This is a genomic window from Bradyrhizobium sp. CCGUVB1N3 (assembly GCF_024199925.1).
Classification (GTDB): Bacteria; Pseudomonadota; Alphaproteobacteria; order Rhizobiales; family Xanthobacteraceae; genus Bradyrhizobium.
The window spans coordinates 1-25,915 of record NZ_JANADR010000001.1 but is presented as its reverse complement, the minus strand read 5'-3'; the positions used below and the strand labels follow the sequence as shown (position 1 = coordinate 25,915).

Annotated in this window: 26 protein-coding genes; 8 read left to right on the top strand and 18 right to left on the bottom strand. The window is 59.4% G+C overall.

Going from position 1 to position 25,915, the window contains the following annotated elements; all coding sequences use genetic code 11:
- Positions 1–10: 10 nt before the first annotated feature.
- The 3 genes from NLM33_RS00130 to NLM33_RS00120 are packed head-to-tail and all read left to right on the top strand — an operon-like array spanning position 11 to position 2,948.
- On the top strand, positions 11–805 hold the full coding sequence (locus NLM33_RS00130) for an enoyl-CoA hydratase-related protein (protein WP_254093625.1): 795 nt from the start codon (positions 11–13) through the stop codon (positions 803–805).
- A gap of 44 nt (positions 806–849) precedes the next feature.
- Entirely contained in the window at positions 850–1,779 is a 930-nt protein-coding gene (locus NLM33_RS00125; RefSeq protein WP_254093623.1) for a 3-keto-5-aminohexanoate cleavage protein, read from the top strand.
- Positions 1,780–1,802: 23 nt separating this feature from the next.
- Positions 1,803–2,948, top strand: a complete 1,146-nt coding sequence (locus NLM33_RS00120) for an acyl-CoA dehydrogenase family protein (RefSeq protein ID WP_254093621.1) — start codon at positions 1,803–1,805, stop codon at positions 2,946–2,948.
- Positions 2,949–2,964: 16 nt separating this feature from the next.
- Here the strand turns inward: NLM33_RS00120 and NLM33_RS00115 are convergent, their stop codons facing one another.
- Genes NLM33_RS00115 through NLM33_RS00105 form a run of 3 tightly spaced genes read right to left on the bottom strand, consistent with a single transcriptional unit; the run spans position 2,965 to position 5,475 of the window.
- Positions 2,965–4,152: an acyl-CoA dehydrogenase family protein gene (locus tag NLM33_RS00115; RefSeq protein ID WP_254093619.1), complete on the bottom strand. Its 1,188-nt coding sequence runs from the start codon at positions 4,150–4,152 to the stop codon at positions 2,965–2,967.
- Entirely contained in the window at positions 4,142–5,026 is an 885-nt protein-coding gene (locus tag NLM33_RS00110) for a CoA ester lyase (protein WP_254093617.1), read from the bottom strand. The genes NLM33_RS00115 and NLM33_RS00110 overlap by 11 nt, the downstream gene beginning before the upstream one ends.
- On the bottom strand, positions 5,023–5,475 hold the full coding sequence (locus NLM33_RS00105; protein WP_254093615.1) for a MaoC family dehydratase: 453 nt from the start codon (positions 5,473–5,475) through the stop codon (positions 5,023–5,025). The genes NLM33_RS00110 and NLM33_RS00105 overlap by 4 nt, the downstream gene beginning before the upstream one ends.
- A gap of 126 nt (positions 5,476–5,601) precedes the next feature.
- Between NLM33_RS00105 and NLM33_RS00100 the strand changes: the two genes are divergently transcribed.
- Positions 5,602–6,615 (top strand): NADP-dependent oxidoreductase, encoded by a 1,014-nt coding sequence (locus NLM33_RS00100; RefSeq protein WP_254093613.1) that lies wholly within the window; start codon positions 5,602–5,604, stop codon positions 6,613–6,615.
- A 9-nt stretch (positions 6,616–6,624) separates the two neighbouring features.
- Here NLM33_RS00100 and NLM33_RS00095 read toward each other — a convergent pair whose 3' ends face one another.
- Both NLM33_RS00095 and NLM33_RS00090 read right to left on the bottom strand, forming a co-directional pair.
- Positions 6,625–6,996, bottom strand: a complete 372-nt coding sequence (locus NLM33_RS00095; RefSeq protein WP_254093611.1) for an SDR family oxidoreductase — start codon at positions 6,994–6,996, stop codon at positions 6,625–6,627.
- Complete coding sequence (locus NLM33_RS00090) at positions 6,990–7,550, bottom strand: SDR family NAD(P)-dependent oxidoreductase (RefSeq protein WP_254093610.1); 561 nt, start codon at positions 7,548–7,550, stop codon at positions 6,990–6,992. The genes NLM33_RS00095 and NLM33_RS00090 overlap by 7 nt, the downstream gene beginning before the upstream one ends.
- A 69-nt stretch (positions 7,551–7,619) precedes the next feature.
- Here NLM33_RS00090 and NLM33_RS00085 point away from each other — a divergent pair, with 69 nt between their 5' ends.
- Entirely contained in the window at positions 7,620–8,423 is an 804-nt protein-coding gene (locus NLM33_RS00085) for an enoyl-CoA hydratase/isomerase family protein (RefSeq protein ID WP_254093609.1), read from the top strand.
- Between the two features lies 1 nt (position 8,424).
- On the opposite strand, the gene NLM33_RS00080 is transcribed toward NLM33_RS00085, so the two are convergent.
- The 3 genes from NLM33_RS00080 to NLM33_RS00070 form a co-directional block, all read right to left on the bottom strand.
- Positions 8,425–10,041, bottom strand: coding sequence for an AMP-binding protein (locus NLM33_RS00080; protein WP_254093608.1), 1,617 nt, complete (start codon positions 10,039–10,041; stop codon positions 8,425–8,427).
- A gap of 136 nt (positions 10,042–10,177) precedes the next feature.
- Positions 10,178–10,978 (bottom strand): enoyl-CoA hydratase/isomerase family protein, encoded by an 801-nt coding sequence (locus tag NLM33_RS00075; protein ID WP_254093607.1) that lies wholly within the window; start codon positions 10,976–10,978, stop codon positions 10,178–10,180.
- 31 nt (positions 10,979–11,009) lie between these two features.
- Positions 11,010–11,891 carry an SDR family oxidoreductase gene (locus NLM33_RS00070; RefSeq protein WP_254093605.1) on the bottom strand — a complete coding sequence of 294 codons (882 nt, stop codon included), beginning with the start codon at positions 11,889–11,891 and terminating at the stop codon, positions 11,010–11,012.
- A gap of 228 nt (positions 11,892–12,119) precedes the next feature.
- Between NLM33_RS00070 and NLM33_RS00065 the strand changes: the two genes are divergently transcribed.
- Positions 12,120–12,641: a MarR family winged helix-turn-helix transcriptional regulator gene (locus tag NLM33_RS00065; RefSeq protein WP_254093604.1), complete on the top strand. Its 522-nt coding sequence runs from the start codon at positions 12,120–12,122 to the stop codon at positions 12,639–12,641.
- Between the two features lie 44 nt (positions 12,642–12,685).
- Here the strand turns inward: NLM33_RS00065 and NLM33_RS00060 are convergent, their stop codons facing one another.
- Both NLM33_RS00060 and NLM33_RS00055 read right to left on the bottom strand, forming a co-directional pair.
- Positions 12,686–13,588, bottom strand: coding sequence for an SDR family oxidoreductase (locus tag NLM33_RS00060; protein ID WP_254093603.1), 903 nt, complete (start codon positions 13,586–13,588; stop codon positions 12,686–12,688).
- Positions 13,589–13,603: 15 nt separating this feature from the next.
- Complete coding sequence (locus NLM33_RS00055; RefSeq protein WP_254093602.1) at positions 13,604–14,836, bottom strand: ABC transporter substrate-binding protein; 1,233 nt, start codon at positions 14,834–14,836, stop codon at positions 13,604–13,606.
- A 220-nt stretch (positions 14,837–15,056) separates the two neighbouring features.
- Here NLM33_RS00055 and NLM33_RS00050 point away from each other — a divergent pair, with 220 nt between their 5' ends.
- On the top strand, positions 15,057–15,905 hold the full coding sequence (locus NLM33_RS00050) for a MaoC/PaaZ C-terminal domain-containing protein (protein WP_254093601.1): 849 nt from the start codon (positions 15,057–15,059) through the stop codon (positions 15,903–15,905).
- A gap of 1 nt (position 15,906) precedes the next feature.
- Here NLM33_RS00050 and NLM33_RS00045 read toward each other — a convergent pair whose 3' ends face one another.
- Positions 15,907–16,683 (bottom strand): tripartite tricarboxylate transporter substrate binding protein, encoded by a 777-nt coding sequence (locus tag NLM33_RS00045; protein ID WP_254093600.1) that lies wholly within the window; start codon positions 16,681–16,683, stop codon positions 15,907–15,909.
- On the opposite strand from NLM33_RS00045, the gene NLM33_RS00040 reads away from it, so the two are divergent.
- Entirely contained in the window at positions 16,672–16,935 is a 264-nt protein-coding gene (locus NLM33_RS00040) for a hypothetical protein (protein WP_254093599.1), read from the top strand. The genes NLM33_RS00045 and NLM33_RS00040 overlap by 12 nt on opposite strands.
- A 286-nt stretch (positions 16,936–17,221) precedes the next feature.
- Here NLM33_RS00040 and NLM33_RS00035 read toward each other — a convergent pair whose 3' ends face one another.
- From NLM33_RS00035 to NLM33_RS00005, 7 genes are all read right to left on the bottom strand, one after another.
- Entirely contained in the window at positions 17,222–17,887 is a 666-nt protein-coding gene (locus NLM33_RS00035; protein WP_254093598.1) for a hypothetical protein, read from the bottom strand.
- Between the two features lie 50 nt (positions 17,888–17,937).
- Positions 17,938–19,341: a helix-turn-helix domain-containing protein gene (locus NLM33_RS00030; protein ID WP_254093597.1), complete on the bottom strand. Its 1,404-nt coding sequence runs from the start codon at positions 19,339–19,341 to the stop codon at positions 17,938–17,940.
- The gene (locus tag NLM33_RS00025) at positions 19,338–22,586 is read right to left on the bottom strand and encodes a hypothetical protein (protein WP_254093596.1); all 3,249 of its coding nucleotides are present in this window, start codon (positions 22,584–22,586) and stop codon (positions 19,338–19,340) included. The genes NLM33_RS00030 and NLM33_RS00025 overlap by 4 nt, the downstream gene beginning before the upstream one ends.
- Before the next feature lie 443 nt (positions 22,587–23,029).
- On the bottom strand, positions 23,030–24,442 hold the full coding sequence (locus NLM33_RS00020; protein WP_254093595.1) for a relaxase/mobilization nuclease domain-containing protein: 1,413 nt from the start codon (positions 24,440–24,442) through the stop codon (positions 23,030–23,032).
- Positions 24,439–24,774, bottom strand: a complete 336-nt coding sequence (mobC, locus tag NLM33_RS00015) for a plasmid mobilization relaxosome protein MobC (RefSeq protein WP_371929881.1) — start codon at positions 24,772–24,774, stop codon at positions 24,439–24,441. Before mobC ends, NLM33_RS00020 begins: the two co-directional genes overlap by 4 nt.
- A gap of 270 nt (positions 24,775–25,044) precedes the next feature.
- Positions 25,045–25,419: a hypothetical protein gene (locus NLM33_RS00010; protein ID WP_254093593.1), complete on the bottom strand. Its 375-nt coding sequence runs from the start codon at positions 25,417–25,419 to the stop codon at positions 25,045–25,047.
- Positions 25,416–25,631 (bottom strand): hypothetical protein, encoded by a 216-nt coding sequence (locus NLM33_RS00005; RefSeq protein ID WP_254093591.1) that lies wholly within the window; start codon positions 25,629–25,631, stop codon positions 25,416–25,418. Before NLM33_RS00005 ends, NLM33_RS00010 begins: the two co-directional genes overlap by 4 nt.
- Positions 25,632–25,915 lie beyond the last annotated feature (284 nt).

Genomic DNA, 25,915 nt, shown 5'->3' with positions numbered 1-25,915 from the left:
AGGACCTGCCATGACCGATCCCAAGCAATTCACCGACGTCATCTATGAAGTGCGCGACCGCGCCGCGTGGATCATCATCAACCGGCCAAAGGTATACAACGCCTTCCGTGCACGCACGCTAGACGAGCTGATCCAGGCCTTTCAGATTGCCGGCAACGATCGCAATGTCGCCAGCATCGTACTCACGGGTGCAGGCGAGAAAGCCTTCTGCACCGGCGGCGATCAATCCGCCCATGAGGGTCAGTATGACGGCCGCGGCGTGGTCGGGTTGCCGATCGACGAGATCCAGGGCCTGATCCGCGATGTCCCGAAGCCGGTCATCGCCCGGGTCAACGGATTTGCGATTGGCGGCGGCAACGTCCTCGCTACGCTTTGCGACCTCACAATCGCTGCCGATACGGCTCAGTTCGGTCAGGTCGGTCCCAAGGTCGGCTCCGTCGACGCCGGCTGGGGCACCGCATTCCTGGCCCGCCACGTCGGCGACAAGAAGGCCCGCGAAATATGGTACCTCAATGAACGCTACACCGCTGAGCAGGCCCGCGAGATGGGTCTGGTCAATAAGGTGGTGCCGATGGCGCAACTCGACGCGGCCGTGAAGGACTGGACCGACAAGCTCGCGCAGCGCTCGCCGACCGCCATTGCACTCGCAAAGCGATCCTTCAACGCCGATTCCGACAATATCCGCGGCATCAGCAATTTTGCGCTTCACGCCGTGAAATTGTTCTACGACACTGCGGAATCGAAGGAAGGCGTCGCGGCCTTCAACGAGAAGCGCGATCCGGACTTTCACAAGTTCACGCGCTGAGCGGCGCGGGCCCAGGAAGACCAAGCCAGCAGGAAGACCAAGCCATGGCGTCGCAAAAGGTGATCATCTCCTGCGCGGTCACGGGATCGATCCACACCCCCTCGATGTCGCCGCATTTGCCGGTGACATCGGCGGAGATCGCCGAGTCCGCACTCGGCGCTGCGGCAGCTGGCGCCGCCATCGTGCATCTGCACGCGCGAAATCCGGTCGACGGAAGGCCGGATCAATCCCCGGAGGCCTTTGAACCTTTCCTCCGGGTGATCAAGCAGAGCTCCAACGTCGTCGTGAACCTGACGACAGGCGGGTCGCCCTACATGACCGTGGAGGAGCGCGTCCGTCCGGCAGCGAGCTGGAAGCCGGAGGTCGCGAGCCTCAATATGGGATCGATGAATTTCGGCCTGTTCCCGATGCTGAAGCGTTACAAGACCTTCAAGCATGACTGGGAGCCTCAGATGCTCGAAGGTTCCCACGATCTCGTCTTCCGCAACTCGTTCAAGGATATTCGCTACGCGCTGGAGACGCTGAACAGCTCTGGCGCTCGGTACGAGTTCGAGTGTTACGACACCAGCCATCTCTACAACTTGCACTATTTCTTGACCGAAGGACTGGTCAAGGCGCCCCTCTTCATCCAGACCTGCTTTGGACTGCTCGGCGGCATCGGCTCGCATCCCGATGACGTCATGCATATGAAGCGAACGGCGGATCGCCTGTTCGGCGACAAATATCGCTGGTCGGTGCTCGGCGCCGGCCGCGCGCAGATGCAGGTGGCCGCAATGGCGGCGGCAATGGGCGGCCATGTCAGGGTTGGACTAGAGGACAGCCTGTGGATCGGCTCGGGCCGCCTTGCCGAAACCAATGCGGCGCAGGTGACGCAGGTACGCAAGATCATCGAGGGCCTCGGGCTCGAGATCGCAAGCCCCGACGAAGCACGTGAAATCCTCCAGCTCAAGGGCGGCGACAAGGTCGCCTTCTAGCGCTCAGCTTACGGTTGACAGACATGCTGCCAAATCGCCCGGTCTACGACGAAGAGCACACCCTCCTGCGAGAAAGCGTCCGGCGCTTTGCCGCTGCGAAGATAGCGCCACACTTCCAGGAATGGGAAAAGGCCGGGATCATCGACCGCGCGCTGTGGCCCGCAGCCGGCGATGCCGGCCTGCTCTGCCCGCAAGTGCCGGAACAATATGGCGGCATCGGCGGCGACTTTCGCCACAACGCCGTCGTGATCGAAGAGCTCGCCTATTCGGGCTTCGCAGGTCCGGCAACCGATTTCTCGGTTCATAACGACGTCTGCTGTGGCTATCTGCTGAGCTACGGCACGGAAGAGCAGAAACGGAAATGGCTGCCAGGGATGGTCTCCGGCAAGACCGTGTGCGCGATAGCCATGACCGAGCCTGGGACCGGCAGCGACCTGCAGGGCATCCGCACCCGCGCCGTTCGCGAAGGAGATGAGTACGTTATCTCCGGCCAGAAGACTTTCATCTCCAACGGCCAGATGTGCGATCTGGTCATTGCCGTCACCCGTACCAATCCCGAGGGCGGATCACGCGGCATGAGCCTGATTATCGTCGAGACCAGCCGCGCGGGCTTCAGACACGGCCGCAATCTCGACAAGCTCGGCCATCTCTCCTCCGATACGTCGGAGCTGTTCTTCGACCAGGTCCGCGTCCCCGTCAGCAACCTTTTGGGCTCGGAAGGCGGCGCTATGGGCGCGCTGATGAGTGAGCTGCCACAGGAGCGGCTGACGATCGCCCTCCACTCGATTGCATCGGCACAGAAGGCATTCGACATCACCAAGACCTACGTCCAGGAGCGCAAGGCCTTCGGACAAGCGATCGGAACCTATCAGAACACGCGCTTCAAGCTGGCCGATCTGAAATCGGATCTCCAGGTCGGGTGGGCCTATGTCGATCAGTGCCTGAGCCAGCATGTTCGTGGTGAGCTGACCACCTATGGCGCCTCGACGGCCAAGCTCTGGGTTACCGAGATGCACGGTAGGCTCGTCGATCAGTGCCTGCAGTTCTTCGGCGGCTACGGCTTTATGCGCGAGTACGAGATCTGCCGGCTGTTCGCGGATGCACGGGTGCTACGCATCTATGGCGGCACCTCAGAGATCATGCGCGAGCTGATCTCGCGCAGTCTTTGAGAGACAAAAGAGCGGATCAGTAGCTCTTCGGCAGGTCGAGCACCTTCTCGGCGATGAAGCTCAGGATGAGCTGCTCGGTGATCGGTGCGAGGCGCGTGATCGAGACCTCCCGGAACAACCGCTCGACGTGGTACTCCTTGGCATAGCCGAAACCGCCATGTGTCATGATCGCCTGCCAGGCAGCGTCGTGACCGGCTCGTGCGCCGAGCAGTTTGGCGCTGTTGGCTTCTGCACCGCATGGCTTGTTGGAGTCGTAGAGCCAGGCTGCGCGCATCGCCATCAGCCATGCCGCCTCCAGATACATCCAATTCTCTGCCAGCGGATGCTGGATCGCCTGATTTTGGCCGATTGGGCGATCGAACACGACGCGCTCCTTGGCATATCGTGTTGCCCTGCGCAGCGCGTCCTGTCCAATTCCGATCGCCTCGACGGCAATCAGGATCCTTTCCGGGTTAAGACTATGAAGGATGTAGGAGAAGCCCTTGCCTTCTTCGCCGATCCGGTCTGACTCGGGGATGAAGAGACCGTCGATGAAGATGGCATTCGAATCAACCGCCTTTCGGCCCATCTTTGGGATTCTGCGCACCTCGATCTTAGAGCGATCGAGGTCGGTGTAGAAGATGGTGATGCCGTCGGTCGACCGCTTGCAATCCTCGAACTTCGTGGTCCGGGTCAGCAGCATGATCTTGTTCGCGACCTGAGCGGTCGACGTCCACACCTTTTGGCCGTGGACGCGATAGCCGCCCGGGACCTTCTCGGCAAATGTCTTGATGCGCGTGGTGTTCAAGCCAGCGTCCGGCTCGGTGAAGCCGAAACAACATTGGTCTTCGCCCGAGACGAGCCGCGGCACCCAACGCCGCTTCTGGTCGTCCGATCCTTTCACCACGATTGGATGCGGTCCGAACAGGTTAATGTGAACGGCGGATGCCGACGTCATGCCGCCGCCATGGCTGGCAACCTCATGCATCATGATCGCGGCCTCGGTGACACCAAGTCCGGAGCCGCCATACTCTTCGGGCATGGTAATGCCGAGCCAGCCAGCGTCCGCCATCGCACGGTGGAATTCGCGCGGAAACTCGCCGTCGTCATCGCGCGCCAACCAATATTCGTCGTCGAAACGCGTAACGACCGCGCGCACGCCCTCGCGGATCGCAGCATGATCTTCAGGCACGTCGAGTTGGTCGGAGAACGATCTATTGTCCATTCGAATGTCCCTCCCCGACCGACGCCAAGGTCCGTCGCGCTGCAACCAGGTGCGGAATGTCGTACATCTTCCCATCGATCCCGACGGTACCGACATCCGGCGCCGCAGCGAACGCCGCGACGACACGGCGCGCATGCGCCAGATCAGTCTCCGATGGCGTGAAGCATGTGTTGATGGTTGCAACCTGATCCGGGTGGATTGCTACGCGCCCCACGAAACCGTCACGCCGCGCAAGGCGGCAGCTTTCCGCAAGACCATCCTGATCCTTGAAGTCGGCATAGAGCGTATCCAGCGCAGCAACGCCGGCTGCGCCTGCCGCAAACAGGCATTGGGCGCGCGCCACCTGGTATGGGAAGGTCCACGCCCCATCCGCCTCCTTGTTGGTGAGCGCACCGAGGGCAGCGCTCAGATCTTCCGCGCCCCAGGTCATCGCGACCAGTCGCTCGTTTTTGCGCGCGTAGCCGTTGAAGCCAATCATGGCAGCGGGTGTCTCGGTCGCAACAACCAGCAGCTTGACATGTCCAGGCGAAACTCCGGTCGCGACCTCGAGCACGTCCACATAGTGCGAAACGAGGTCGACGTCCTCGATGCCGTTGACCTTCGGGATCAGAATGCCATCGAGGCCCGGACGGACCACCGCCGCCAGATCCTCCAGCGTGAGCCCCGTGCCGAATGGATTGATCCGGACCAGGAACGACCAGTCGCGCGTCGCGCCACCCAACAACGCTTCGACGGCGTCCCGGGCAAAGGCCTTGCGCCCTGGGGCGACCGAATCCTCGAGGTCGAGGATCAGTGCATCGGCGCCGACACTGGAGGCCTTGGCAAACTTGCGTTCGCTGTCGGCCGGCACAAACAGAAGCGAGCGCAGCTTCATGCTGGTCTCCGCATCATCAGCCCACTTCGGCGGCAGTAAACCACTTCCTCGTCTCGCTGATTGAAACCGCGATGTTCGAACGTCACGATACCCTGCGTCGGACGCGACTTGCTTTCTCTCACGGCGATCACCTTGGTCTCGGCGCGCAGCGTATCTCCGGCAAACACCGGGCGCGGAAACTTGGTGTCCTCCATGCCGAGATTGCCGACCGTGGTTCCCAGCGTCGTGTCTTGAACCGATAAGCCGATGATCAGACCAAGCGTGAAGATCGAATTCATCAAAGGCTTTCCGAACTCGGTGCCCTTGGCATATTCGTGGTCGATGTGAACCGCCGCCGGATTGTAGGTCAGCGACGAGAACAGGATGTTGTCCATGTCCGTGACCGTGCGCCGGATCTCATGGATGAATGTCTGCCCGACCGAAAACTGCTCGAAATAGAGCCCCGCCATCGTTTGCCTCTTGCCATTCTTGCAGGGTGGAGCGGCGACCACAGCCGCCGCGATGTCCTTGTCTCCCGCTTGATTTCTACCGTATACTCATATCGTACACAAGCGTACTAATTGTGAGGATCGCTCATGTCCCTTCGCGAAAATCGACAGGTACGGCTCACGGCGCGACCGCGCGGGATACCGCAGCCGGAACATTTCTCGCTGGTGGCGGAGCCGATATCCGCCCCCGGCAGGGGCGAGATTCTGATCCAAAACCACTTTCTCTCCGTCGACCCCGCCCAGCGCGGCTGGGCCAATGACGAGGGGAACTATAGCGCGCCCGTTCCTCTCGATTCGCCGATGCGAGCGCTTGCGGTCGGCGAGATTCTCGAGAGCAACGTTCAGGAGTATCGACCCGGCGACCATGTCTACGGATGGTTTGGCTGGCAGCGCTATTGCATTACCACACCGGAATCGATCCTTCGCCGCGTCACCCCATCGCCCCTGCCCCTGAGCGCAAATCTCAGCGTACTCGGAATGAACGGCATCACGGCCTATCTCGCCTTTCACGGCCTCGGCGATCCAAAGCAAGGAGAACATGTCCTGGTATCGACGGCGGCGGGAAGCGTGGGAAGCTTTGTCGGCCAGCTCGCGCAAATTGCCGGGTGCCGAGCGGTCGGGCTGACCAGCTCCGCCGACAAGGCTGCGCTGGCGAAGGCGCGCTACGGCTATCAGGACATGATCAATTATCGGGGGGCCGCCGACCTCGGCGAGGCCATCCGTGCAGCGTGTCCCGACGGCAACGATATCTTCTTCGACAACACCGGCGGCTCGATCGCCGATGCAGCCATCAGGACCATGCGTTTGCGCGGACGCATCATTCAGTGCGGCACAGCGGCGAATGCGTCATGGACCCCTGTCCCAACCGGACCGCGACCCGAACGTGAAATTCTCACCCGGCGCCTGCGATGGTCCGGGTTCATCATCTTCGATCATCTCGCCGAATTCGAGAGCGCCGCAGCGCGCCTGGCCGAACTCGCACTTGCCGGCAAGATCGTCCATGACGAGGAGATCCTGCCAAGCCTCGAGCACGCCCCCGGCGCAATTGCCCGGCTTTACCGAGGCGATAACCACGGCAAGCTGATCATCGCGGTCGATTAGGTAGACCCGCTAGGCGCGGGCCTTGCGCTTCATCACTTCGGGCAGCTTGACCCGGTGAAAACCTTCGAATGGCATGCTGCGGCTGTGCGGCTCCAGCTTCCAGGTTGTGCGTGCATTCGGCGTTCCACCGTCGACACGGATACATGAGCCAGTGATGTAAGCAGCCGCCGGCGAAAGCAGGTAGGTGATTGCGGCCGAGATCTCCGCTTCCGTTCCAAAGCGCTGCAACGGAACCCGCTCGGTGAAGTCATAGAGCTTCTTCTGCATTTCCGGCGAGTAGGTATCGAAACCGCTCGACACGATGCCGCCCGGAGCAACCGCGTTTACGCGGACGGCCGACGCCGACCATTCGCAGGCGGCGGTCTCGGTCAGGGTCAGCATGCCGCCGCGGAATGGCCGAACTCGGGCCAGCCATGCCAGATGTCGGCGATGATGTTGACGATCGCCCCTCCATTGGCCTCCATCCAGCGATTGTAGACTTCCCGCATGAAAATGAAGCCGCCCGTCAAGTTGTTGCGCACGACGGCGTCGAACCCTTTGGTCGAGATCGCCTTTAATGGAGCGCGAAATTGCCCGCCGGCATTGTTGACCAATCCATCAATACGACCAAATCGCGCCAACACTGCATCGATCGCGCCGATCACCATCGCATCATCGCGGATATCACAGGCATGGCTCATCGCCTGCCCGCCGTCCTCTTCGATCTCATGCTGAACTTCGGTCAGCTTCTCCATGGTCCTGCCGAGAATGGCCACATTCGCGCCAAGGGCGGCGAGTTCGTGAGCGGTGCAACGCCCGATCCCGCTGCCACCGCCGGTCACGATGATCGTCTGGCCCTTGAACAGATCCGGCCTGAACACGGACTGGTATGGCATCTCCTGGCTCCCTGTTGCTGACGCTGCCGCCCGACTTGTCCGCAGGGCCGCAACGAGCATTGCACGGAGATATCGTACACTTTATTACTATCTACGATCAAGGACAAACGAACCGATGGGAGCGCACCTGTGACCCACCCGAACACTATCGCCGTCGAAACCCGCGGCGCGATCGAGATCCTGACGTTGAACCGACCAGCCCAGCTCAACGCCGTGTCGCCTGACATGATCGCCGAATTGACCGAATACTTCGCCGGGCTTCACGATCGGCCGACGACGCGCGTCGTAATCCTGCGCGGCGATGGACCTCAATTCTCGGCCGGTGCAGAACTTGGATCGGACGCGTTTGCCGCCCCCGGCAAGGGCCGACCGCAGCGCCAGCTCAGAATGCAGCAGAATTACTCGGGCGTGATCCGGTTGATGCGGTCGTGCCCGCAGCCGATCATCGGGCTCGTCCACGGCGCGGCTTGCGGTGCGGGCTTCTCCTTCCTGCTCGCCTGCGATGTCCGGTTTGCAGCACCCGACGCGCGGATGAACGCGGCCTATATCCGCATCGGCGTCGGCGGCTGTGACATGGGCTCGGGCTACCTGCTGCCGCGCTTGGTTGGCCTCTCCGTAACCTCCGAACTGCTGCTGACGGGACGGTTTCTCAAGGCTGAGCGCGCGAAAGCGATAGGTCTCGTCAGCGACATCGCACCGCTCGACGAGCTGCTCGCAAAGGGGTTAGCGTTCGCCGACGAGATGCTGCGGGTCTCCCCCATGGGCTTGCGCATGACCAAGCAGGCGCTCAACACGCTGATCGACGCACCCAGCCTCGATTCCGCTCTCATGATAGAGGACCGGCAGCAGGTTATCTTGCTGGAGACGCACGATCACGCGGAAGCCGTCGCCGCATTTCGCGAGCGGCGGGATCCCACCTATTCTGACCAGTGACCTACGCTTCGGTCTGCAACGCGGTTGCAAGCTCGCGCAGCTTGAACTTCTGGATCTTTCCACTGGCGGTGCGCGGGAGTTCAGCCACGAGTTCGACACGTTCCGGCCAGAACTGTTTCGCCATCTTGGCTTCGCCTAGATAGGACTGTACGGCAGCGAGATCGATCGTGCTTCCAGTGCGAGGCACGATGAAGGCACAGCCGCGCTCGCCGAGCCGCGCATCGGGAAAACCCACCACCGCTACGGCGGAGACGGCCGGGTGTTTGTAAAGCAGGTCCTCGATCTCGACGACCGGCACGTTCTCGCCACCTCGGATCAGTATGTCCTTCACCCGGCCCGAAATGCGGATGTATCCATCCTTGTCCATGTAGGCGAGATCGCCGGAGTCGAACCAACCATCGCCGTCAAACGTCGGCAGCTCCGGCCGCTTGTAGTAGCCCTTGAACATCTGGGCGCCGCGAACCAACAGCCGTCCCGACTCTCCCGTCGGGGCCAATCGTCCATCGGTGTCGACGATCCTGACTTCCATCCCGTCCTGCGCCCGGCCGTCTGTATGCGCCGATTTCTCGGCCGCTCGCGCCGGCTCGGTGAGCGTGCCAGACAGGACTTCGGTCATGCCCCAGAGTGAGCAAACTTTGAGGCCGAGTTCTGCGGCCGCGCGGTCGATCAGGATCGAGGGAATCGGCGCGCCGCCGCACAGGAAGGCGCGCAAACTCTTCGGATGTGGCGCCCCGGCCTTCACGGCGTCGCAGATATCGCCGAGGAATGGCGTCGAGGCTGCGGTATAGGTCACGCCTTCGCCGGCCATCAGATTGACGCCACGCCTGGCTTCCCAGACGTCCTGGAGGATCATCGTTCCTCCGAGATGGACCGACAGCAGCACGATCGCGGCATAGCCTGTCATATGACCGACCGGCGAAGCCACCAGCAGCACATCGGTAGAGTCGAGGCCGAACCGCCCCGTCAGCGCCTTGCAGCAGGCGACCAGTGAGTTCGACGTGTGCATGACCCCCTTGGGCTCGCCGGTCGTGCCTGATGTGAACATCAGGACGGCCATGTCGTCCGGGCGCAAACCCGAAGGAAGCTTGTCGGCCTCGGTCGACAGCAGCATCCGGTCAAAGCTCGTTTCGCCCTCGCCATCCGCCACGATCACGTGCTTGAGATGCGGCAGGTCCGCGCGCATGCCTTGCGCCATCGCGGCGTAGTCGAACCCGCGATAACTCTTCGGAACGATGAAGACCTTGGTCTGACAGAAATTGAGGATGTAGCCGAGCTCACGCTCCCTCAGGATCGGCATCACGGGATTCATCACGGCGCCGATCTTGCTGCATGCAAACGCGGTGACGACGAACTCCCACCAGTTGGGCAACTGCACGGTCACGACGTCGCCAGCGCCGACACCAAGCCGCAGGAGCGAACTCGCCGCACGATCCGCGAGCCTCACCAATTCACTATATGTGAAGCGACGAGCCTGCTCGCGATCTGCCCGGTCTGCGACGATGGCGATCTTGTCCGGCGCTTTTGCGGCGGCTTCGCTCAATAACTGATCGACGGTCTTGTCGAGCCAATAGCCTGATTCACGAAAGCCGGCGTGAGAAGCTTGAAGGGCCGAGGCCACGGTGATTTCTCCCTCTTGCAGCGCTGTGTCCTTCCGGCTTCGCGGCCGGATTATATCGTTAATGTGTGTACGTTATGGCGGAGTACGATCTCGTGCCAATGGTCCAGATTGTCGCTTCCGACCGCGAAGCCGGCGCTCATTTTCCTTCGAACACTGGCTTGCGCTTCTCGGTAAAGGCCCTGACGCCTTCGCGGGCATCGGCGGTCCGCGAAATCGCGGCGAGCGTCTGGGCCTCCTCCTCGAGCTGGCTTTCGAACGATCGATCGCTGGTTTGGGAGAACAGTCGCTTGATCGCGCCAAACGCTTCGGTCGGCCCTGCGGCGAGTTCCCTTGCGATCCGGAGGGCCTCGGACTGCACCGCGTCATCAGGCACGACGAAATCGACAAGGCCCAGCGACAGCGCCGTTCCGGCATCGAGGGCCTCGCCAAGCAGGAAGAACCGTCTCGCGCGGGCAACGCCGATGCGGCGCGTCACGGTCGTCGTCGAACCGCTGTCCGGGCTGAACCCGATCTTGGAAAACGCAGCGGAGATTCGCGCCGTTTCTGCCATCACCACCAGATCTGCTGCTGCCATGAGCGATACGCTTCCACCCGCGACATTGCCGTGAACGGACGCAACGACGGGTGCCCGCATCCGGACCATTCTTGCGATCGCCGCGTGCAGGTCCGCTGTCCAAGCCTTGATCGTCGCCGGCAGCGCCTCTCCCTGGCTCACCAGCGACATCAGATCGCCACCGACGCTGAACAGGCGTCCGCGCGCCGAAAGCAGTACCGCCCGTACGTCCGCGCGCTCACTCAACTCCGAAATTGCAAGGCCGAACTCGCGACAGAATGTCCCGTCGATCGGATTACCTCGCGTGGGCTGGGCCAGATCGATGTGTGCAAGCCCATTCTCAATGGTGCACTCGAAGCTCTTTGTCGGTACTGCCAGTCCCATCAAAGCCTCTTCGTTAGAGTTTGCTCAAGGATCAGATCGAACGTGCCTGCTTCTCTTTCTGCACCGAGCCTTGAATGGCTTCGCGCGCACGCTGCCAATCCGCCGCGGACAGCTTCGAAAGCCCCGCAAAAGTGCTGGGCGCGGCAAGATGGTGTCCGCCATCGATGCTGATGGTATCGCCAGTGATGTAGCTGCAACCATCCGACATCAGGAAGATCAGGAGATTGCGCAGCTCATCCATCTTGCCGAAGCGGCGGAGCGGGACCTCTTCTGCCTGGGTCGCGCCGACACCCGTCTCAGCCAACGGATTGAGCTTGTCCCAGGCTCCCTCAGTCGGAAACGGCCCGGGTGCGATCGCGTTAACGCGAATGTTCCTGGGTCCCCACTCGACAGCGAGCGACATCGTCATGGCGTGTACGGCTGCCTTCGCCATCGCCGCCGGCACCACGTAGGCCGATCCGGTCCACACCCAGGTGACGAGATTGCTGATGATCACGCCGGGCACACCCGCCGCGATCCAGCGCTTGCCGCAGGCAAGCGACATGTAGAACGAGCCATCCATCACCGTGGACCGGACCGCCTCATATCCGCGTGGCGACAGGCTTTCGGTCGGCGCCAGGAAGTTGGCACCGGCGTTGTTGACGAGCCCAGTCAGCGGTCCGTCCGCCCAAATGGTGTTCATCAGCGCTTCGATGCTGTCGGGATCGCGGACATTGGCGAGCAGCGCAGATACCTGTCCTCCAGACCGCGTACGAATTTCCTGGACTGCCGCGTCCAGGACCTCTTTCCTGCGTCCGCAGATGTAGACATGAGCACCGTGCGCCGCGAACCCCACCGACATTTCCTTGCCGAGTCCGGTTCCGCCACCGGTAACCAGAATGCGCTTTCCCTTGAGCACGGCCGTGTCGAACATGAGCGGCTTCCTTCCTATGGCCGAATGGGTCGGCGGTCGGCGGCTTCTGCAGCGGACCAGATCCAGCCAACTCACAATTAATACACTAGCGTACTTATTTTGTAAATCCGCTGTCCAAGCCAGAAAGCGGAGGTTTTAGCCAAGTTCTGCTCCCTTTCCTTTAAAATACGCTGGTGTATGGTATTAGTTGAACTCTCGAATCCGACTCGACTTTCTAGGGAAACATCAATGGCTGATCAGCCCGATTGGGATCTCCGGCTTGGATATCTCATTCACGACGTGTCACGGCTCAGGAGGATGATGTTCGATCGGGCGCTGGCACCGCTTGGGATCACCCGGTCGCAGTGGTGGGTCCTTGCGTTCATTTCGCGCAAGGACGGGCTTCCTCAAGTGCAGCTCGCCAACGAGCTCGACGTCGGCAAGGTTGCGGTCGGCGCGCTGATTGACCGCCTCGAAACATCCGGGTTCGTGATACGCCAGGTCGATCCGGTCGACCGGCGCATCAAGCGCGTCTATGTCACTAAGCAGGCACGCGGTTTCCTCGAGAAACTGCGGAAAGAGACCGACAAGTTCAACGAAAGAATCGTCAACGGGATCGATCGAAAGGAGCTCGAAGGCGCAGCAGAAGCGCTCCTTGCCATGAAGCATAATCTCCTCGCCATGTCCGACGGTACTGAGGCCGAGGGCGAAGAGGACGAGGAGGACGTGCCGCGGCCCAAAACCCGGAAGAAGCGGCGGGCGGCGGCCTGAAACCAACCACCCGCCTGAGGTGCTCCGGGAGGAGTTCCGCAGGCTCACGCGACGATGTCGCGCCCCCAGATGTCAGCATTGGGTCGCGCTTTCTGCATCAGCTCGGCGATCTGAGGGCCAAGTGCGTTGGGATCTTCGACCGGGTCGATTCCCGGTCCGGCGTGCCATCCTTCGGCGACCTTGAGAATTCCATCGCCAGCTTCGAACACGCGGCCCGTCACGTCGGCTGACTGCTCGCTTGCAAGCCAGACCACAATTGGAGCAACCCAGCGTGGATTCCGGCGCTTGATATCCTCCTCACTACGCTCCCTCAGACCTTCAGTCATCCGGGTTTGCGCCCTAGGCGCGATCGCGTTCACCGTGATTCCGTACTGCCGAAGCTCCATGGCACTGATAACGGTGAAGGCGGCGATGCCTGCCTTGGCGGCTCCATAGTTGCTCTGACCGACATTGCCGAACAGCCCTGAAGCCGAAGATGTGTTGATCAGGCGCGCGGCAACCGGTGTACCGCGCTTCTTGGTCTCTTGGCGCCAATATTGCGCGGCATGATGAGAGGGCGCGAAGGTGCCCTTCAGATGCACCTTGATGACAGCGTCCCATTCCGCCTCGGTCATATTGACCATCATGCGGTCCCGCAGGATGCCGGCATTGTTGATGAGAACATCGAGCCGCCCGAACGTATTGACGGCGTCATCGATCAGCGCCTTGGCGCCCGCCCAATCGCTGACGTCGTTGCCGTTGACGATCGCCTCACCGCCGGCGCGCTTGATCTCGTCGACGACCTCGCGGGCGGGTGAAAGATCGGCTCCCTCGCCCGCTGCGGTGGCGCCGAGATCGTTGACCACGACCTTGGCCCCCTGCTCAGCCAGCATCAAGGCATACTCGCGTCCCAGCCCACGACCACCTCCGGTCACGATAGCAACCCGCCCGACACAAAGTTGTCCCATGAACCTTCCTTTCCCTCAGTTATTCGAGTCGCCACTCATGACGTCGCCAAACAGATGCCAATTCGTCCCCTCGAACCGCATCAACTGCCATTGCTTGATCGGCGCGAAATCCCCAGGCGAGGTGTTCAGCCGGATACCCGGCAGCAGCATTCCGAGCTCGACCTGCTTGAGATTGGAAGCATGACGCATGATATTCTCGCGCGTCAGATCATCACCACACTGCTTCAGGAGGTAAACGAGCGCCTGCGCTGTGTTGTAGCCATTCACGATCAGCGTATCGCTCCGATCAGCGCCGGGAAAATAACCGTCAAGAAATCCGTTGAGCTCCTTCAGCCCCAAATCGTCTTTCCAGGTCGGATCGTTGGGGTCCTTGAAATATGCTGCCGAGATCAACCCTTGCGCATTCTCGAACCCGGCCGGTTTGATCACACTACCGGTCGAAGCCGACACGTAGCTGAGAATATGCAGCGGCTTCCAGCCAAGCTCGCTCACCTTTTTGATCGCCTGAGCCGCGAATTTTGGCGTCGCGACGTCGAACAGCACGTCAGCGCCGGTCGCCTTGAGCTTCACAAGATGGGAATCGATGGTCGGCTCGGACACATCGAACGCCTCCTCCGCAACGATCATGGACGTGGCCCTATCGCCGAGCCCAGCTTTGATTCCTTTCAGGTAATCCTTGCCGAAGTCATCATTCTGAAAGAATATCGCAACCTTCGAAACGGGGCGCTCGCGCAGAAGATATTTCGCGTAGATGTAGCCTTCGGTCTCATAGCTCGGGGTGAATCCCATCGTCCATGGAAAGTTCTTCGGATCGTTCCATTTGGCAGCGCCACTCGACACGAACAGCTGAGGCACCTTCTTGGCGTTCAGGTATTTCTGAACGGCTGAATTCGACGCGGTGCCAAGAGCGTTGAAGACGACCAGGACTTCCTCGCTTTCAACCAGCCGTCTTGTCTGCTCGACGGCCTTGGGCGGCGAGTAAGCGTCATCGTAGGAGAGGAACACGATGCGTCGACCGTTGATGCCTCCCTCCGCATTGACCTTGCGGAAATATGCCTCCTCGGTCTTGGCAACCATGCTGAAGGCAGACGCCGGGCCGCTATAGGGCGAGGTGTTGCCGATCCTGATTTCAGTGTCGCTGACGCCGGGGCCATATTTTTTTTCGCCGGCGATCGCCTGACCAGCAAGCAAACTGACCAGCAACCCTGCGAACACTCTTGCGATGCCGAAGCCGGCCTGTCGGAGCATAGTCCGCCTGGACGATCCCCAGGCATGAATCCAATGGTTTGACCATCCGATGCTCGAAATCACGGCGCAGCTCCCTGCCGTCCGGCCCTTGCGCCCGACGGTCTATATTTAGTACGCTTGTGTACTATATGATAGAGCACGATTGCAACAGCCTCGGCGCGATCGAGAATGCCCACCGGTCGGCATGGACACCGAGGGGTCTTAGCGCACGGAGAACATCTTGAACCTCGAAGCTATACAAGACTTTCGTTTTGAGCCGGTCTCGCACACATACACGCGCCGCGACACGATGCTCTACGCACTTGGGCTCGGCTACGGATCAGATCCGCTTGACCCATCGCAGCTCAACTTTGTCTATGAGGCCGACCTTCGCGCAGTCCCCTCCATCTGCTGCGTGCTTGCCCATCCGGGTTTCTGGGCGAAACGACCGGAACTCGGCATAGACTGGGTCCGATTGCTGCACGGCGAACAAAGTTTCGAAATCCACAGTCCGATTCCGGCTGAGGGCACTGTCACGGCGCGGTACGAGATTTCTGCGGTGGTGGATAAAGGGGCCGGGAAAGGCGCCATTCTGCATCTCGTCAAAACGCTGAGCGACGCGAACGCCAAGCTGGCGACGGTCCGCAGCGTGCTTTTTCTGCGTGGCGACGGCGGCTGTGGCAGTTTCGGCGCCGTCCCGGCGGAGGTCGCCCCATTGTCGGAAGGCTTTCCATCGCAGACCAGCCAGATCACGACGTTGCCGCAGAGCGCACTGATCTACCGGTTGAGCGGCGACTACAATCCGATCCACGCAGATCCCGCAGCCGCGGCCAAGGCTGGTTTCGAACGGCCGATCCTGCACGGCCTGTGCACGCTCGGAATTGCGACACGAGCGGCGCTCGCGACCTTTGCGGACGGCATGCCCGAGCGATTGGGATCGCTTTCTGCCCGTTTCAGCAAACCGGTTTTCCCCGGCGAGACCATTCGAACCGAGTTCTTCGCAATGGGCCACCAAATTCGCTTCCGCGCGCGGGCGCTCGAGCGGGATGTCGTCGTGCTCGACCGCGGTGCGATCACTCTGCGCCAGTGATCTATTTCTTCTCGATCTTCGCGATCTCGGCAATTTCGGCCCAACGACGCGTATCGTCATCCTCGAACGACCCAAGTTCATCCGGCCCCGCCGGGAACGGCTTGGCGCCGACGGATTGCAGATAGGCATCTGTCTCCGCGCTGCTGACGAAGGCCAGCACGAGATGTCTGAGCTTCGCGACGATATCGGGCGGCGTCCCCGCACGCACGAAAACGCCGACCCAAGCGGTCAGCTCGGATTTCGGCAACCCAGCCTCGGCGAGTGTCGGAACATCAGGCAGTCCTTTGAGCCGTTCGTTGCTCGTCACTGCAAGAACCCGCAGCCGACCATCCTGAATCAAGCCCTGCGCACTGGCGGGATCGGCGAAGACGCAATCGATTTCGCCGCCGAGCACGTCAGTCAGTGCCTGCGGCATGCCGCGATAGGGCACGTGTTGCATCTCGATTCCGGCCCGGGAACGAAACAGTTCCGCGGCACCGCGGCTCGAGGTGTTGCCGCTCCCGAATGATACCGGCTTTGGCCGCTGCTTGGCGATGGCGATGAACTCCTTGACGTCCTTGGCGGGAAAGTCGGGCCTGACACTCAGCATCATCGGAATGGTCATGATGCCAGCCACCGGCGCAAAATCCGCCTTCGGATCGTAAGGCATTGCACTAAACAGATTGACGTTTGCCGATTGTGTCGAGTTCGTCGTGACAAAGACCGTGTAACCATCGGCGTCGGCCTGCGTGACGGCAGCGGTAAACCTTGGTTCAGCAAGGGCGAAATGCTGACGCAAGTCCAGCGCATCACGAAGAAGATTATCTTGGCTGCGGGCTTGCGGCCTGAACTGACGTTTACGTCTTTCGGCCGGCATGGCGGCACAACAGAAGCGAGCGCGTCGGGGCTCACGGAGACCCAACTTATGAAGAAGGGCCAGTGGTCATCGACTGCGGCAATGGCGAACTATCTGCACGACGACGATGAAGCCAAACAGGATGCGCAAATGAAACGCATCAAGCGCCGAGCCAGACAAGCGAAGGGAAAGTGAACGTTTGTCAGAATGAAAAAACGTGACCTGTCAGAACGAGACGGGCTCGGCGAGCTAAACCATTGAAAACATTGGAGCGGGTGAAGAGGGTAGTTGGAGCGGGCGACGTGCATCGACACGGTTCATTACCATATATAAATCAAATATTTACGAGCCGATGAGAAAAATTGTTGGACGGTTCGTTGGACGGATTGTTGGACGCGATGTTGGACGTCTTTTGCCACGCGGCGGTTAGCCAAATAACGCGCAACTTAGCGCGCGATCCCCGCTCGGGGGCCAGTTCGGATTAGTCGTCACGCACGATCTGCAAACCGAGCAAAGCTTTTGCACGCAGGCTATCAAGTACCATATTCATCGCTTCAGGCATTGGTATCGTAAGATCGATACCGATCTTCGGATCGCCCCTGTTGCATCGCAAGCCATCAGAAAGCAGTTCACCTAATGTCATCCTAGAGCTTAGGTGATCGAGGCGAGCATACGGCTTGAGTACCGCCAATGCGGGAACACAAGTGACGCCGGTTGCTCCATAAAACCAAACGTAGGCATCGTTGGATAGCAGCCCCATGTTGAGCGCTTGCTGCCGCATCCGATTCTTTCCGCCGGACTTGTCCCATTTCGCTTGAATAAGCATTCCCTTGCTTACGGGAAGCTCTTTGTCGCGCCGAACGAGCGCAATATAGAGATCTGCACCAGTGAGCCGCTCCATGTCATTTCGGCGATCGGGCATGTCGACCGAGGCGACCTCCACGCGCAATCCTCCAACAACGATAGGATGATGACGAAGCCGTGTCTCGATTGCTTGAATGATCCTCGAGGTTACCGGGGGCTCCTGAGCATAACTCTTGTAGTGTCGTCCGCAGACGATGATGGCCTCCTCATCGATTGCAAGTGCCAATTCGAGAAGCAGCTCCTCTTCACTTTCTTCGAAAAGTCCCTCGGTCGTGGTTGTCATTTAGAGAGATCGCCCCTTCGCCGCCTTAAGCCTGGGCCAGAGCATGGCTTTCAAAAGGTGAGTCTGCGCTCAATCAAGCGTCGCGCTTGCTCCTCGTACGTCTCCGCAGACAGTCGGGTGCCATCGAAAGCAACGAACAACTCACGTGTAGCCGCCTCGACCAAGCCAGGTAGAGCAGACGGAGCTGTAGTCAGGGGCACCTCGACAAATGTCGTGATCACGTCTTCGCGCGAAGGGCCTCCGCCTGGAACATAGATGACGGGGTTGGCCCAACTATCGAGCCGGCGCCCCTCGAGCTTCCGCCAGCGGAACATAAAGCCGAGAGTAGCCGTTTCAGACCAACCCAATCCTTTGGCGGCAGCGATACCGACTGCGATCGCCTCAGTCACTCGATAGATCATAAGCACCGGATCGAGGCGAGTACCGGGCTCGATCCGCCGGGGCACAGCATCGTCTTGCAGCAAGCGCCTCAGATAGAACTCACCCTTGGGATCGAGCCGAGAGAATTCGAGGCGATTGGAGGTGTCGTCGCTGAGGCCGACAATGAGGGCCTCCCAAGCACCTCCCCGAACAACTGGCCGCGAGCGTTCATCCGACATAGTTCGAGCATCGAGCCAGATAGGCCAACCGGTGTATTTCGGATTGCTCGCGGCAATCGTTGCTAAAAACTCCTTGTCTGGTAGCGCGTCTGGGCGCGGCGGATCGATCGCGAGCGCGATCTCCCAGCTCAATTGGTCGAGAAGGACCTGCTCGACAATGCTAAGGCCGCGGTCTTTCTGTGCTCCAATGAACCGCTCCTGACCCTGCTGAAGAAGGGCGTTACAGCGTTCTCGCAAAACGTCGACTGGCGCAGCCTCACCTTGAAATGCGGCAACCAGCCGCGATGCATCCTGTCCCGCCAACTGCCGACGGAGAAACCTGCCGATATCCGCCTCGCGATTGTCGAAGCAGATATCGAGGATGTCTCGCCAATCATGCGGTCGCGCCGCGGCCGTGCTCGGCGTTCCGTTTGCATGCAACGTACGAAAATAGACATCCCCGACGGCCAATAACTTGTCGCCCGTGCCCTCGGACAGAGAGTTCTTAACGACGACAGGTATCCGCACCCCTGGAGGAATTGCGATGACTGGAAAGGAACCACCTTCATGCTCAACAAAAGCGACATGTACCTCGAAAGGCTCGTTCGCATAGCGCGACACCAACCCCTGAATGACATCCTGGTGAAACGTTGCCCGAATATCGGGAGGCGCGTTGGCGGCGTCCGGTTGTAGCGTCTTGTCATCAAAACCAATGACCAAGAACCCGCCGTTTCGGTTGCGTAGGGCAAATGCTGCTTTCACGATCTTGGCGATGCCGGCCGGCTGCGACGGATCGATCCACCGCTTGATCTCTACGCTCAGGGCCTCGCCGGGGCGGGCGACAAGTGCCCGAATCTGGTCATCATCTAGAATCATTCATCGAAGTCCGGACTTTGCTTCAAAGGCTCCATCATCCCTCGCTGTCGAAGAGCCAAACTCTCGATATCTTCAGGACTGACATGGGCGGCAAGCTTCACATTGATCGCCCTCTTTATGACCCCTAGATTGGATAGCAATTCGGGTGGTTGACCAGCCTGCAAAATGGCGGGCATCAGAACGTAAGTACCGCAGCGATGGTACCCAGTCAGAAAGCGATCGATATTGATGCTGTCATTCGGCTCCATCGTCATGGATCTCGATGCAATCGCCAGCCCTTGGCCGGACTGATGAGTGCTCAGATCGGGCTGTTTGGATGCAATGAAAACAAGATAATGGTTTGGGTTCTGGCCCGGCAATTGCCGCACTATCGTTAAGTAGATTTCTTCTTCGACATCCCTTTCGCCAAAGCGGGCACGCCAACGCTCGAAGATCTTGGTGGCGGCCTCTCTATTTTCGAACATGAAGGCCATCGCGGGGGCCCGTACAGCCCCTAAATCCGCATAGGCCACGCCCTTCCATCGAGCGCTGTTCCAGGCGTGTAGGTCGATAACGGAACGAATTGTGCGATTGGTGTGACTCTTCGGTTCTTTCGGGCTGTCCTCTTCTTGGCCATCCGTTGACGGCTTCGTCTCGAATTGGAAACGCTCCAATGCAGGTCGCTTCGTTCGCGGTTCATAGCTCCGCCGAACAACCTCTTTCCAATCCGAGAGCCTCGCCACGTCCTGTGACATGAGCCGGCGGTAGCTGTTGGTGCTCGCGGCAATAAGCGCCATGCGCTGCTGAACAGCCTCGTTTTCGAAGAGCTTATCAAGCAATCTTTTGGGATCGTCGAACATGCATGTCGTGACGAGAACCTGTCCGGAAACAACAGCAAGGAATTGCTGAATATCGGCATGACGATCAAAGCTCGCGGGAGACAGTCCCGTCGGCCAGACGAGCTCGGCGGACATGGCGATGTTGTCGATCTCAAATTCAGGGTCCGATAGTCCGCTGCTTTCCCTCAGCTTGATGTGAAAGCGCTCGGTGTGAGGCATGATGCGCTGTTCAAGCGACGTCGAGAAGAAGGCTTCCACCGATCCAAGCACCATTGCGGCAACATTGATCAGTTGATCGGTTCCGTCGAACTCGATCTCAATCGTCATACCGAGGATTCGAGTGGCAAGTTTCTGCTGTTGCCCCACTATGTTCAGAATCAACGGACCGCGCGTTTGATCGGCTACCGGCTGGCTTGCAACTATCGAGAGGAACTGACTTACGTCCTCATCAGTTTCAGATTCGGGAAGGCTGCCGTCAGCCCGCAATACGTCGTCATAACCGAGAGCATAGAGTAGCGCCGTTCGCGCTGTGAAGAGCCCTAACGCTTCCAGAACATCTGGCAAGCCAGTCAGCTTACGCAGATCGTTCTCCTCCAAATTCAAAAGAACGCTGCCTAGTGCCACTTCAAGCTCGAACAGGTCCTCCTTGACCTTCGCCTTCGATTCGTCCGCAAGAGGCAGAACTTCAAGCGCGCCACTCAGGATTTGAATGGTATGCAGCAAGTCGGGTACGTGGCGCATCGCAAGCGCAATCCACGCCCAAATCTTCAAAGTGGGGATTATGCCAACCGGAGGATGGCTGTTCTCCTCGCCTTCAATGGAAAGGGTTGCCGCAGCGAAGATGCAACTAGAGCGCGCGGCCCATAGTAGTCCGGCGCTCCTGTACGCAAGTGTCAGACGTTGCATCGCCTCTATGAGGCTCTCCGCATATTCCTTCTTCGTCAGACCAATTGCGGCTTTTCCAAGCAACCGGATCATTTCGAGGTTTTCGGAGAATTCAAGCTTTTGAGCTCGCTTGAGTAGTATAAGAGCGCCTTCTGCCTCTCCCGTTCGTTCCGAAACGAAGTCTGCAAGCTTTTCAATGAGACTGGTGTAAGTCGGGTCATTGCCCGCGATGTCGCCACCGAGCTCGATCATTCTTACGAGGCGGTCGGCGTCGAACTCACCCAATCCTCGCGCTTCGTCGAGAACAGAACCGAAGTCCTGCCAGATGTCGGCGAACAGTTCCGGTTTCTTCTGTAAACAGGCATCGTTCATCCGGAGAATGAGCAGGGAGGTAACAGCCTCCAAACGGTTATTGGGTTGTTCCCTGTTAGCGGCGATAGATTCGAGAGCTTGCCTCAGGCGCTTTGTACGCTCGTCGAACAAGCATTCTTCGCGCGACAGATGATTGTGTACAATGGCGTTAACGAGAAGCTGGTTGAGATTGCACAGAAACTCCAGGTTCTTGGAGTGCGTCGCGCCCAACACTAGCTTCTCGAATTCCGTATAGGCATCATTGACCAATGGAACGTCGTCGAACCACCAGAAGGCTGTCCAGATGTGCTCGTATCTTGCCTCAAGCTTCTGGCGATACGAGCCATCGGCTACTGCCAGCCGAATAGCGCGCAAGAAGCGACCGTCTGTCTCGGTGCGTGGACGTTCCAGATTACGTGAGAGTTTGGCGGCGATCAGGGCTTCGGTGACACGTTGCCGCTCCATGCCGCGAAAGGCTTCGGGATCATCGAGGGCCTTCTCGGTCTCGGCCAACTGCCTTGCTCGCGAATAGTCCGTTGGGCCGAGACGAAGCGGATCGTCCTTTTGCTGGCCAATCCCCAAATAGTTGAATGCAAGATCCTTGCGGTCCTTCTCGATGATCTCGGTGACGATCCAGGATCGGTCATGGATTGTGATCGGGATACCGTATTGCCTGGAGAGTTGATCTTCTAGGCGTGCCCGATCTTTGGCTTTTGCAAACCTGCTGGTGACGCAGATGATCCGATCATAACCGCGACCGGTTTTAACGAGACCCTCGACATCACTGCGGACTTTTGGAGCCCACTTCTCCTTGGCGCTGAAAGCGAAAGCCCATCTTTCGCTTCCGCTCCGAGGCTGCCCCACATAAGTAAGTGCAGCGACGTCCCCTGTGACGGGATAGGTCTCAGTGTCCGCCTTGCTGTCACCCCCGCCCTCGGGCCCGGTCTGGGGCCGCAAGTTCGGACAGATGGTGCGCTCGCACAACTTGCGGCAGAAGATCTCGAAGTCATGCGTCTGGTTACGCCGGGTTATTGTGTCGAGATGATACTCAAGCGTTGGTTGGTCGAGGACGTAGGCCGCCCGATCTTCGGAATCAGAGTAATACTCCGGCCGAAGCTTTCTCATGAAGTCGGAGGGCGAGAGCTTGCCCGACTGGACTGAATCTGGCGGCGGTGGCGATTCGTCGTTCATCATGGAACATTAACAGAACATCCCGTCCCGCGAATGGAAAATGCGCGAAACTTGATCGTTCTGCACGGATGGATTGTTGATCGCTCATCTCAGGCGGCCGCGCCAGGCCTTGCCACCATCACATGGACGGTCCGAACCGCAGCTTGGCAATACGGAGTCCAACCCTTTTTCGGCGAAGCTCCAATTCGGCGTGTCGCTGCGCGGCCTTCCGCTCCTGTAGAGCCTTAAGTGCGGCCCTCAGCCATTCGTAAAGTTCACGCCGCGCTCCTGCTCGGGCCCGCCGCGGAAGCCAACGCAAGCTTGCCTGCTTTCGCCGGAACTCGCACTTCAGCGCGAGTTCGTCGGCTTCACTTTCTTCTACCAGCCGATTGCCGCCAGCGTCCTCCGTCAGTTCGTTTGCCGTGGCGGATGGGGGCTCGGCCGTGGCGGGGCCGGCCCCTGGATCATTCTCCAAAGAGATCCTTCTGTCGCTCGCGCCAGATGGCATCCTCCTCTTCGCGGGCAGCGTGCTGCTGCTGTTTGGTCACATTCTCGGCAGCTTCACGAAACAGGTCCGCCCTCTCCTCCGGTGAGATCGGCTCAGGTCGAGCCGAGCCGAGATTCGCGAAAAAAGAGAGCAGTACGTCGGCGGATGCAGCGATTCCCCTGTCTATCCGGTCACCTGAATACGACGCGGGATCAGGATCATGGGCAGACTCCCGGGCCATCCATCCTGACGAAGCCTCTTGTCGCGCAGTAGGCTCCATAGCCGGTGTGGCCAACGTCGCACCGGCTACCTCGTGTGCCGCCTCATGGAAGCTGCGCTCAAGCCTAAGGGCTTGGCCATGGCCACGCTGCTCCGTCAAGAATGCTTCGGTATCAAGACTTGCGCCCTGCAGATATCGTAATTCGGCCCGGGCCTCTTTCTGGTCGTCCAATATGTCGCGATACCAGCCGTCGCGCTCGGCCCGCAGCTCGTTCCAGGCCTTGTCACGCCTGGTCTCCAGTGTCGTCTTTTGGTCCGCCAGGATTCTCTCCTTCATCCCAGCAAGGGTCTTCGCATCCAAGCAAGACCTCTTAAAGGAGTAGAAATTCGCCCAACGGTCCCGGAATTCTTCGCGCACCTCGCGATAAACTTCGGTCTTTAGCTGCCTGAATTCCGATCTCCCGCTCTCAATAAATTCCATTCGCTCGATGCGCTGGATTTCCTTGAGAATTTTCCAGTCCCTATTTTTGGGATCATCTGGAATTTCCGGCGTATTTTCCGCCAATTTTTCTTCGGCCCGAAAAAATTGCTGTTCCTGGACCTTGAATTCCATCGCGACATTGCGCGGCATATTCTTTTCCCGCTCGTTCGCGTTCTTTTCCCGCTGCTCGCAATGAATACGATTCTGCTCGCGCTCATATTGAAGCGCCCAAGCCTGCGCACGCACGTTTTCAAAATCATCGTTGAGACGAAGCCCCGTCTCGGGGTGCACAGCATTCACCAAAATATGCACATGCTTGTAGGCCTTGTCGTTGTGGGCGATCAAAACGGCCTGATGCTCATGCCACCCCATGTGGCGCAGAAAACGCTGCGACTCCTCGGTCATGTGCTCCTGTGTGGGGTCGTCGGATATCGCCCAATTCAGGCTGTAGTGCTTCGAGATCTTTTCCGTTGGCCTGCCGCCCCCCCGGATTCCGGCTTCCTGCTTGAGCAATTCAGCATTTTCAGCGGTTAGCTCCATTTCTTTAATAGCCGCCGGCACGTCGTCGTTGGCAAGGTTAAGTGTTTTCGTCCATTCGACGCGCTCGTCGGTCCTTGCATCCTTGTCGTGCGTCAAATAGTCGGCGCGCGCTGCAAACGATTTTCCGTCGCCGGAATTCTTGACAATCATCCGCGCACCCTCGCGATCAGGCTGCGGATATCCTTGAGCAGGGGCTCGAGATCGGGCGGAACGGGGTCGCCAGTTGTGTGGAGAACCTTCAAGAGCTGGTTCAGGTTGTTTCCCAGCCTCGACAACTGCACCAACAAGAGCCGCCAGCCATTGTCCGTCGGCACGCTCTTCGGAACTGCAATTCGCTCCTTGCTCAAGAGAATGGCGCGCCCGAAATGCACCGGTCGCATCCCGAGAGCCGCCGCGCGCCTTACGATGGTTTCGTATTCCGTCGCAGTGAGGCTCAAATTAAGCTGCCGATCACGCGGTTCAGTTTTTCTTGGCCGGCCCATGTCATCCTTCCTTGGCAGAGCGCATGCGTCCTGGGGTTTGGGGACCACCTCACCGGTCCCCAACGAGCACCGTTTGCCCTAGGCAAACGGACATCTCGCTACCTTTTCCGCCAATTTATTCTTTGAACCTTTTCACCTCCATCGGAAGCATTTGTAATTCGCAAACATTCCTAAACTGGATTGCAATTTCCGCTCGTCCTACTTCTCATGAAAAAAGAGCCCGCTTGTCAGGCGAGCTCTTCGTTGACCTTTGTATCTTCTATGGCGGCATCACGTTATCTGCCACGCATCGAGCAGGAGCTCGACTTCGGCCTGGGCTTCTTTCATTGAATGACACTTGATGCGAAAGAACTCGAATGTCAGCCTTGGAAAGCTACCGAGCCTGATCCTGAAGGGCCTATCATACGACAGGACTCTCCTTGCTTGCCTGATGGTCACGTAATGAACCGGATCGAACTTTCCGTAACCATCGTGCCAGAGCGTCGCAAAGAGCCTCCCCGTGTTGGGGTTGATGCAGGCGGAGTAGCTTTCATCGCCGACCCACAAATAGGTCGTAGGCATATCCACCTCGTCCATCATCATGGGTTGGAATAGCCGCGATAGCATGCTCTTCATGCGGCTCACGCCGAGTGAGGGGGCGCTCATTGAGCGCCCCCTTTTTCAGCACCTTCCTCGGAGGCCTTTTCCTTTGGCTCGCGCAGAACGATCCGGTCGCCAACCGGGAGAGCGTCGAGCTGAATGTTCAGGCCGTCGCCCTTCTCGTGCGGAAACGCCGCGCCGATCTTGGTCCAGATTGTTGGTTTGCCTTCCCGTTCTTTGACGCTGAACGCGAGGTAGGTAGGTTGTTTGTTGCTCATGATCTTTCCTATCTGTTTGGAAGCCCCACTGCGGGGCTTGATGCGGTTCGTCACGGCCGTCGCCCAGGCGCGCGTCAATCGCTTTTTGGTGGATCCGAAACGCAAGGCCGTCTGCGCCCTCGCGCAACGGCCTCTGCGTTTTGGGAAAAAGCGATTGACGGTCTTCGCGCCGGCGTCCGGCCGTAGAAACCGCAACTTCAAGCCCCTATGGGCTTCCGAACGAAAGGCATGAGCAACAAACAACCGACCTACCCCGTCGAGCTAACGAGTAACAATCGACTAAG

Bases quoted from the DNA above. Each gene is read 5' to 3' on its own strand.
- NLM33_RS00130 (WP_254093625.1), top strand. From the start codon at position 11: ATGACCGATCCCAAGCAATTCACCGACGTCATCTATGAAGTGCGCGAC.
- NLM33_RS00125 (WP_254093623.1), top strand. From the start codon at position 850: ATGGCGTCGCAAAAGGTGATCATCTCCTGCGCGGTCACGGGATCGATC.
- NLM33_RS00120 (WP_254093621.1), top strand. From the start codon at position 1,803: ATGCTGCCAAATCGCCCGGTCTACGACGAAGAGCACACCCTCCTGCGA.
- NLM33_RS00115 (WP_254093619.1), bottom strand. From the start codon at position 4,152: ATGGACAATAGATCGTTCTCCGACCAACTCGACGTGCCTGAAGATCAT.
- NLM33_RS00110 (WP_254093617.1), bottom strand. From the start codon at position 5,026: ATGAAGCTGCGCTCGCTTCTGTTTGTGCCGGCCGACAGCGAACGCAAG.
- NLM33_RS00105 (WP_254093615.1), bottom strand. From the start codon at position 5,475: ATGGCGGGGCTCTATTTCGAGCAGTTTTCGGTCGGGCAGACATTCATC.
- NLM33_RS00100 (WP_254093613.1), top strand. From the start codon at position 5,602: ATGTCCCTTCGCGAAAATCGACAGGTACGGCTCACGGCGCGACCGCGC.
- NLM33_RS00095 (WP_254093611.1), bottom strand. From the start codon at position 6,996: ATGCTGACCCTGACCGAGACCGCCGCCTGCGAATGGTCGGCGTCGGCC.
- NLM33_RS00090 (WP_254093610.1), bottom strand. From the start codon at position 7,550: ATGCTCGTTGCGGCCCTGCGGACAAGTCGGGCGGCAGCGTCAGCAACA.
- NLM33_RS00075 (WP_254093607.1), bottom strand. From the start codon at position 10,978: ATGGGACTGGCAGTACCGACAAAGAGCTTCGAGTGCACCATTGAGAAT.
- NLM33_RS00070 (WP_254093605.1), bottom strand. From the start codon at position 11,891: ATGTTCGACACGGCCGTGCTCAAGGGAAAGCGCATTCTGGTTACCGGT.
- NLM33_RS00065 (WP_254093604.1), top strand. From the start codon at position 12,120: ATGGCTGATCAGCCCGATTGGGATCTCCGGCTTGGATATCTCATTCAC.
- NLM33_RS00060 (WP_254093603.1), bottom strand. From the start codon at position 13,588: ATGGGACAACTTTGTGTCGGGCGGGTTGCTATCGTGACCGGAGGTGGT.
- NLM33_RS00055 (WP_254093602.1), bottom strand. From the start codon at position 14,836: ATGCTCCGACAGGCCGGCTTCGGCATCGCAAGAGTGTTCGCAGGGTTG.
- NLM33_RS00040 (WP_254093599.1), top strand. From the start codon at position 16,672: ATGCTGACGCAAGTCCAGCGCATCACGAAGAAGATTATCTTGGCTGCG.
- NLM33_RS00035 (WP_254093598.1), bottom strand. From the start codon at position 17,887: ATGACAACCACGACCGAGGGACTTTTCGAAGAAAGTGAAGAGGAGCTG.
- NLM33_RS00030 (WP_254093597.1), bottom strand. From the start codon at position 19,341: ATGATTCTAGATGATGACCAGATTCGGGCACTTGTCGCCCGCCCCGGC.
- NLM33_RS00025 (WP_254093596.1), bottom strand. From the start codon at position 22,586: ATGAACGACGAATCGCCACCGCCGCCAGATTCAGTCCAGTCGGGCAAG.
- NLM33_RS00020 (WP_254093595.1), bottom strand. From the start codon at position 24,442: ATGATTGTCAAGAATTCCGGCGACGGAAAATCGTTTGCAGCGCGCGCC.
- mobC (WP_371929881.1), bottom strand. From the start codon at position 24,774: ATGGGCCGGCCAAGAAAAACTGAACCGCGTGATCGGCAGCTTAATTTG.
- NLM33_RS00010 (WP_254093593.1), bottom strand. From the start codon at position 25,419: ATGAGCGCCCCCTCACTCGGCGTGAGCCGCATGAAGAGCATGCTATCG.
- NLM33_RS00005 (WP_254093591.1), bottom strand. From the start codon at position 25,631: ATGAGCAACAAACAACCTACCTACCTCGCGTTCAGCGTCAAAGAACGG.